This window comes from Streptomyces sp. WELS2 (assembly GCF_013870595.1).
Lineage (GTDB): Bacteria > Actinomycetota > Actinomycetes > Streptomycetales > Streptomycetaceae > Streptomyces.
In genome coordinates, this window is sequence record NZ_JACBWZ010000276.1 from 1 (window position 1) to 7,388 (window position 7,388).

The 7,388-nt window shown below is 71.1% G+C and carries 8 protein-coding genes; all 8 read right to left on the reverse strand.

The window, feature by feature from the left end; genetic code table 11:
- Positions 1 to 230: 230 nt before the first annotated feature.
- A complete protein-coding gene (locus tag H5J33_RS17560; RefSeq protein ID WP_181795871.1) occupies positions 231 to 509 on the reverse strand; it encodes a hypothetical protein in 279 nt (92 codons plus the stop codon).
- 128 nt (positions 510 to 637) lie between these two features.
- Positions 638 to 1,108: a Dps family protein gene (locus tag H5J33_RS17565; RefSeq protein WP_181795872.1), complete on the reverse strand. Its 471-nt coding sequence runs from the start codon at positions 1,106 to 1,108 to the stop codon at positions 638 to 640.
- Between the two features lie 195 nt (positions 1,109 to 1,303).
- Positions 1,304 to 1,669, reverse strand: coding sequence for a helix-turn-helix domain-containing protein (locus H5J33_RS17570; protein ID WP_030608842.1), 366 nt, complete (start codon positions 1,667 to 1,669; stop codon positions 1,304 to 1,306).
- Positions 1,670 to 1,778: 109 nt separating this feature from the next.
- Complete coding sequence (locus tag H5J33_RS17575) at positions 1,779 to 2,324, reverse strand: CinA family protein (RefSeq protein ID WP_181795873.1); 546 nt, start codon at positions 2,322 to 2,324, stop codon at positions 1,779 to 1,781.
- Positions 2,321 to 3,082 carry a CDP-diacylglycerol--glycerol-3-phosphate 3-phosphatidyltransferase gene (gene pgsA, locus H5J33_RS17580; RefSeq protein WP_181795875.1) on the reverse strand — a complete coding sequence of 254 codons (762 nt, stop codon included), beginning with the start codon at positions 3,080 to 3,082 and terminating at the stop codon, positions 2,321 to 2,323. Before pgsA ends, H5J33_RS17575 begins: the two co-directional genes overlap by 4 nt.
- Complete coding sequence (rimO, locus tag H5J33_RS17585; RefSeq protein ID WP_181795877.1) at positions 3,079 to 4,551, reverse strand: 30S ribosomal protein S12 methylthiotransferase RimO; 1,473 nt, start codon at positions 4,549 to 4,551, stop codon at positions 3,079 to 3,081. Before rimO ends, pgsA begins: the two co-directional genes overlap by 4 nt.
- Before the next feature lie 92 nt (positions 4,552 to 4,643).
- Positions 4,644 to 5,486: a helix-turn-helix domain-containing protein gene (locus tag H5J33_RS17590; protein ID WP_181795879.1), complete on the reverse strand. Its 843-nt coding sequence runs from the start codon at positions 5,484 to 5,486 to the stop codon at positions 4,644 to 4,646.
- 279 nt (positions 5,487 to 5,765) lie between these two features.
- A partial coding sequence (locus H5J33_RS17595; protein ID WP_181795880.1) for a DNA translocase FtsK occupies positions 5,766 to 7,388 on the reverse strand: 1,623 nt, incomplete at its 5' end.

Sequence of the window (7,388 nt, forward strand, 5' to 3'; positions counted from 1 at the left end):
CCAAGGGTACGGCGGCACGCCTCCTGAGCCCAGATCCCGCGCACTGGTCGAGGACCGCGGCGGCACGGTCCGGGTCCACGTCGCCGATGTCCCACGACCGCCCGCCCGGCCGCGTGCCCCAGGCGCACACCGAGGCCGTGACGACCCGCACCACACCGCCGAGCCAGGGCCGGCGGGCCGGACCACGTGGCGTACGTGATGCCGTGCCCGGCAATCCGGCGCGTCGGGTCTCACGACGCGTCGGATACCTCACCCGTACGCGGATGTGGCGACGCCCCGGTGACGTGCCCGGCCCGCCAGGCGGCCACCCAGCGCCCCGCCGGCACGGCCCCGGCCGCGCGCGCCTTGGGCACGCAGTGCACGGGCAGCAGGCTCAGCCCCCAGCCGCCGGTCACGACGGCCGCCTCCAGTACGCCCGGGCCCTCCCCCACGGCCAGCCGGAGCACGGCCCACCACCACAGGGCCCCGAGCCCGAGCGCGACCCCCCGGCGCACTATGCGTCCTGCCATGCCCGCCATCACCTCCAGCCGGACGCTAGACCGTCGGCCGCCCCGCGCGGGAGGCGCACCACGGGCTCACCGATGCACCACCGGGCCACTCGGCGCCGGAGAACCGTGGAGTGCCCCGGCCGCCCCCGCTACGCGTTCTCCGCCTGGAACATCCAGTGGTGCTTCTCCAGGTCCGCGGTGATCGTGATGAGGAGGTCCTGGGAGACCGGGTCGGGCGCCTCGGTCGCGGTCACCCGTTCCCGCATTCGGGTGATCACCGAGCCCAGCGCGTCCACCATCGCCGAGACCGCGTCCGTGTCCTTGATCCAGCCCGCCGGAGCCGTCTTGATGCCGCTGCCGGAGGCCACCGTGGCGGCGCGGCCGTCGGGCGGCACGCCCAGCGCCGATGCCCGCTCGGCGACCGTGTCGGAGTGGGTGCGGGCGGAGGCGACGACCTCGTCCAGCTGGAGGTGGATGGAGCGGAACCGGGGGCCGACGATGTTCCAGTGGATCTGCTTGCCGGTCAGCGCGAGGTCCACCAGGTCCATCAGGGCACCCTGGAGCGCCTCGGACACGACCTTCAGGTCCGCGTCGGCCAACGGGCTCTTCACGACGTACATCCGTTTCCTCCGGTGCTCGGGCGCCGTCACGTCCCTCCCACGATGACCGCACGACACAACCCCGGCAAACGGGAACCAACGGGAGAAAAGCCGCCATGGGCAGACAAGAAGCCCCGGCCGGGCTGTCCGGAGGGATCCGGAGAAGCCCGGCCGGGGCTTCGTTCGTTCAGGGTTGGCAGGCCGCGTGCGCGGACCTCACGCCGCGACCACGTCCGCGGGCGCCTTGATGGTCACCCGTTCCGGTGGCACACCGGTCACCGACACGGAACCCAGCATCGGCCGGACCGGCGTGGGCACGGGCTCGGTGGCGCGGGCGGACTGGGCCAGCTCGGCGAGCGCCAGCTCGTCGCTCACTTCCCGCATGAGTTCCGACATCCGTACGTCCAGCGCGTCGCAGATGGCGGCGAGCAGCTCGGAGGAAGCCTCCTTCTGCCCCCGCTCCACCTCGGAGAGATAGCCGAGTGAGACTCGGGCGGACGAGGAGACTTCGCGCAGAGTACGGCCCTGGCGTTGGCGCTGCCGACGCAGCACGTCACCCAGCAGGCGACGGAGCAGAATCATCGGTGGCTCCCTCCTCGGACCGCGTAGCCGCATCCTTCTCGCCCCACCGTACCGCCTCGCGCCGCGGCCGTGCGGGGAGCGATGTCGTGTTCACTCAGGGCTGCAAACATCAAAACCCCCCGTTCCGTTCCGTATCCTGTGCCCGCTCATTCCCAGTCTGTTCGCCCGCAAGCCGCTCCAGCAGCTCTGCGAGTACGCTCCGTACACTCTCCATACGAATTTCCGCACGGCCGCCGTTCAACCGCAGCGCCCGGACTTTTCCGCCACCGGCAGAACCGGACCGGTCGGTGAGGGGGCCGTCCACGGCCACGTAGACCGTCCCCACGGGCTTGCCGTCCTGCGGGTCGGGGCCTGCCACACCGGTGGTCGCGATGCCCCAGTCGGCGCCGAGAAGCGTGCGTACTCCGGCGGCCATCTGGCCCGCGACCTGCGGATCCACCGCACCGCGCTGGGCCAGCAGGGAGCCGTCGACGCCCAGCAGCGCGTGCTTGAGCTCGGTGGCGTAGGCGGTGACCGAGCCCCGGAACACCCGGGACGCCCCGGGTACCCCGGTGATCTCCGCCGCCACCAGGCCACCGGTCAGCGACTCGGCGACGGCAAGGGTCTCGCCCCTCACGGTCAGTAGTCGCACCAGTTCGGTGGCCTGGGAGCTCACGCGTCCTTCTCCTCCAACACCGCCGCGCGCTCGGCGATTCCCCGCCGGCGCAGCACAATGGCTTGTCTTACGTAGTCGAGGCCCGTCACGACCGTGAGGACGACCGCCGCGGCCATCACCCAGAACCTCAGGGTGGCCAGCCACCCCGTCAGCGCCAGGACGTACATGCCCACGGCCACCCCCTGGGTGAGGGTCTTCAGCTTGCCGCCGCGGCTGGCGGGGATCACGCCGTAGCGAATGACCAGAAAACGCAGCAGGGTGATGCCGAGTTCCCGGCCGAGGATGACGGCCGTCACCCACCAGGGCAGGTCGCCCAGGGCCGACAGACAGATGAGCGCCGCCCCCATGATCGCCTTGTCGGCGATGGGGTCGGCGATCTTCCCGAAGTCGGTGACCAGGTTGTACGTCCGCGCCAGATGCCCGTCGAACAGATCGGTGATCATGGCGATGGCGAAGGCGGCCCAGGCCAGCGAGCGCCAGGCCGGGTCGTAGCCGCCGTCCGCCAGCATCAGCGCCACGAAGCCGGGCACCAGCAGCAGCCGCAGCATGGTCAGCAGATTGGCGACGTTCCAGACACTGGCCTGGTTGACGGCCGCAGCCGTGATCTTGCCGCCACGGGGGGCCTTGCCGCCCTCGTCGGCGGGAGCTGAAGCAGAACCGGAGATCTCGGACCGGGCGCCGTCGGCAGCGGCGGCGGTGCCCCGGGCGCGCTGCGCGCCGGAGGAGCCGCCTGCGGCGGATGCCGGGACTCCGGTCATCTGCCCGCCTCCTCACTACACGCGAGCGAGCCGGCCAGCGGCTCGGCCACCAGGTCGACACCTTCCGTACCGACCACCTTCGCCTCGACCATACGTCCGACGGTCAGGCCCTCGCCGCTCGTGAGCAGCACCTGGCCGTCGGTCTCCGGCGCCTGGTGCGCGGCACGGCCGTGGACGCCCTCCTCCTCGTCCACCGACTCCACCAGGACCCGCACGGTCTCGCCGACGCGCTCCTCGGCGCGCTGCGAGACCAGCTCCTCGGCCAGCCGGGAGATGTGGGCCAGGCGCTCGGCGACGACGTCCTCGTCCAGCTTGGTGTCGTACGTCGCGGCCTCCGTGCCCTCCTCGTCGGAGTAGCCGAACACGCCGATCGCGTCCAGCCGGGCGCCGTTGAGGAAGCGCTCCAGTTCGGCCAGGTCCGACTCGGTCTCGCCGGGGAAGCCGACGATGAAGTTGGAGCGCACGCCGGCCTCGGGGGCCTTGCTCCGGATGGTGTCCAGCAGCTCCAGGAACCGGTCGGTGTCGCCGAAGCGGCGCATGGCGCGCAGCACGTTCGGCGCGGAGTGCTGGAAGGACAGGTCGAAGTACGGGGCGACCTTGGGCGTCGAGGTCAGGACGTCGATCAGCCCGGGGCGCATCTCGGCCGGCTGCAGGTAGCTCACCCGGACCCGCTCGATGCCGTCCACGTCGGCCAGCTCCGGCAGCAGGGACTCCAGCAGGCGGATGTCGCCGAGGTCCTTGCCGTAGGAGGTGTTGTTCTCGGAGACCAGCATGATCTCCTTCACACCCTGCTCGGCCAGCCAGCGGGTCTCGTTCAGGACGTCGCTGGGGCGGCGGGAGATGAAGGAGCCGCGGAAGGACGGGATGGCGCAGAAGGAGCAGCGCCGGTCGCAGCCCGAGGCGACCTTGACCGACGCGACCGGGGAGCCGTCCAGGCGGCGGCGCAGCGGCGCGCGGGGGCCGGAGGCGGGGGCGACGCCCTCGGGCAGGTCGGCCGGGGCGTGCCCGGGCAGTGCGACGGACGCGGCCGATTCCTGTCGCTCGGCCGGGCTGATCGGCAGCAGCTTGCGCCGGTCGCGCGGGGTGTGGGCGGCGTGGATGCCACCGGACAGGATGGTCTGCAGGCGGTCCGAGATGTCGGCGTAGTCGTCGAAGCCGAGCACGCCGTCGGCCTCGGGCAGCGCCTCGGCCAGTTCCTTGCCGTACCGCTCGGCCATGCAGCCCACCGCCACGACGGCCTGGGTTCTCCCGTGGCCCTTGAGATCGTTGGCCTCCAGCAGGGCGTCGACGGAGTCCTTCTTCGCGGCCTCCACGAAGCCACAGGTGTTGACCACGGCGACGTCGGCGTCCGCGGCGTCGTCCACGAGCTGCCAGCCGTCCGCCTCCAAACGGCCTGCGAGCTCCTCGGAATCCACCTCGTTACGAGCGCAGCCGAGAGTGACGAGTGCGACGGTACGGCGTTCAGGCATGTGCTCAAGACTACTTCGTCTCGCCGACAGCCCACGTCGACGGGGTTGGCCGGGCCCGGCCGACTCCGTCACATCGCGCGGGGCACGGCCTCTCAGCCCGCCACGGGGTCGCCCTTGGTGTAGGTCAGGCGCTCCACCGCGCCGGGCCGGAAGGTGTCCTCGATCTTCTTGCCGTTGACGTACAGCTCGATCGCGCCCGCGTCGCCGAGGATGAGGTTGATCTTGGAGTTGTCCTGGAAGGTCTTGGACTGGCCCTTCTTGAGCAGCCCGTCGAAGAGCATCCGGCCGTTGTGGTCCTTGGCCGAGATCCAGCTGCGTCCGTTGGGCGCGCTGACCTGGACGGTCACCTTGTCCTGGGGGGCGGCGGCGATGGCGCTGTCGGAGGGCTCGCCGCTCGGCCGGTCCGGCTCGTCCTTCTTCGGCGGGGCCGAGGCGCTCGTGCCGGCGCTGGACGGGCTGCCCTCGGCGACCTGGGACTTGGAGTCGCCGGAGGAGGAGCCGCCCTTGAACGCGGTGAACCCGACGAACCCGATCACGACGACGATGGCGGCGACCATCGCCGCCGTCCAGTTCGGGCCGCGTCGCTCGGGCCGGATCCGTTCCGCCTCGAACAGCGGTGCGGCGGGGGTGGGCGCCGGACGGCCGCCGTGCTCGGCGTCGTACTGGGCGATCAGCGGCTCGGGGTCGAGGTGGACGGCCCTGGCCAGCGTGCGGATGTGCCCACGGGCGTACACGTCGCCGCCGCAGGGGGCGAAGTCGTCCGCCTCGATGGCGCGCACGATGGCGATGCGGACCCGAGTGGCGGTGCTGACGTCGTCCACGGTCAGCCCGGCCGCGATCCGCGCCTGCTTCAGGGCGCGGCCCACGGAAGGTCGGGCTTCCTGGGACTCGTCTCGCAACGGACGCTCGTCTTCAGGGGAGTTGCCGAGGGACACGGGGGCGCCTTTCGAGCGTGTAGCCACCTGTGCTGGAAGCTCAGTCTAGGGGGGTGACGAAAGGGTGGGGCAACCGGACGGTATGACTTTGTACGCCAGCGGACCGGCACGACATGCCGATCATCGGACAAGCAGGTACCCCTGGGCGAGGTCCTTACCTGACCTTTCGCTCAACTGGACGTACGACAAACCCGAACGGTTGCCCCATGCCCCCTAACGGGTGGGTCACGGCCGCTCGGCCACCCGGCGCAACCGGGCTGGACCGAACGGCCCTTCGCGTCACCCCTCGGTCTCCCCGCGGATCACCGCGAGCACACCGTCCAGGTCGTCCGGTTTCACCAGCACGTCCCGAGCCTTGGAGCCCTCGCTCGGCCCGACGATGTTGCGGGACTCCATGAGATCCATCAGCCGCCCCGCCTTGGCGAAGCCGACGCGCAGCTTGCGCTGGAGCATCGACGTCGACCCGAACTGGGTGGAGACGACCAGCTCGGCGGCCTGGCACAGCAGGTCGAGGTCGTCGCCGATGTCCTCGTCGATCTCCTTCTTCTGCTTGGTGCCCACCGTGACGTCGTCCCGGAAGACGGGCGCCATCTGCTCCTTGCAGTGCCGGACTACGGCCGCGACCTCCTCCTCGGTCACGAACGCGCCCTGCATACGGGTCGGCTTGTTCGCGCCCATCGGCAGGAACAGGCCGTCGCCCTTGCCGATCAGCTTCTCGGCGCCCGGCTGGTCGAGGATGACCCGCGAGTCGGCCAGCGAGGAGGTGGCGAACGCCAGCCGGGAGGGCACGTTGGCCTTGATCAAGCCGGTGACCACGTCGACCGACGGGCGCTGGGTGGCGAGCACCAGATGGATGCCGGCCGCGCGCGCGAGCTGCGTGATGCGCACGATGGCGTCCTCGACGTCACGCGGGGCGACCATCATCAGGTCGGCCAGCTCGTCCACGATCACCAGCAGGTACGGGTACGGCTGGAGCTCGCGCTCGCTGCCCGGCGGCGGCTCGACCTTGCCCTCGCGCACCGCGCGGTTGAAGTCGTCGATGTGCCGGTAGCCGTAGGCGGCCAGGTCGTCATACCTGAGGTCCATCTCGCGGACCACCCACTGCAGCGCCTCGGCGGCCCGCTTGGGGTTGGTGATGATCGGCGTGATCAGGTGCGGGATGCCCTCGTAGGCGGTCAGCTCCACGCGCTTGGGGTCGACCAGGATCATCCGGACGTCCTCCGGGGTCGCCCGCATCATCACCGAGGTGATCAGGCAGTTGATGCAGGACGACTTGCCGGAGCCGGTGGCGCCGGCGACCAGCATGTGCGGCATCTTCGCCAGCGAGTGCATGACGTACCCGCCCTCGACGTCCTTGCCGAAGGCGACCAGCATCGGGTCGTCGTCCTCGGCGGACTCCGCGAGGCGCAGCACGTCGCCGAGGTTGACCATCTCCCGGTCGGTGTTGGGGATCTCGATGCCCACCGCGGACTTGCCGGGGATGGGGCTGATGATCCGCACGTCCGGGCTGGCCACCGCGTAGGCGATGTTCTTGGTCAGCGCGGTGATCCGCTCGACCTTCACGGCGGGGCCCAGCTCCACCTCGTAGCGGGTGACCGTCGGGCCGCGGGTGAAGCCGGTGACGGCCGCGTCGACCTTGAACTCGGTGAAGACCTGGGTGAGCGAGGCGACGACCGCGTCGTTGGCGGCGCTGCGCGCCTTGCCGGGGCCGCCCCGCCGGAGCAGGTCCAGGGAGGGCAGCGCGTACGTGATGTCCCCGGACAGCTGGAGCTGCTCGGCCCGCGCGGGCAGCTCACGGGGCGCCTCGGGGGCCTTCTTGGTCAGGTCGGGTACGGGCTTGGTCAGATCGGGTACGGCCGCGGGCTCGGGCTTCTCCCGCTTCGGACGCGCGGCGGGCACCGG

Excerpts from the sequence above, each read along its gene's own strand:
- H5J33_RS17560 (WP_181795871.1), bottom strand. The coding sequence starts at position 509 with ATGGCAGGACGCATAGTGCGCCGGGGGGTCGCGCTCGGGCTCGGGGCC.
- H5J33_RS17565 (WP_181795872.1), bottom strand. The coding sequence starts at position 1,108 with ATGTACGTCGTGAAGAGCCCGTTGGCCGACGCGGACCTGAAGGTCGTG.
- H5J33_RS17570 (WP_030608842.1), bottom strand. The coding sequence starts at position 1,669 with ATGATTCTGCTCCGTCGCCTGCTGGGTGACGTGCTGCGTCGGCAGCGC.
- pgsA (WP_181795875.1), bottom strand. The coding sequence starts at position 3,082 with ATGACCGGAGTCCCGGCATCCGCCGCAGGCGGCTCCTCCGGCGCGCAG.
- rimO (WP_181795877.1), bottom strand. The coding sequence starts at position 4,551 with ATGCCTGAACGCCGTACCGTCGCACTCGTCACTCTCGGCTGCGCTCGT.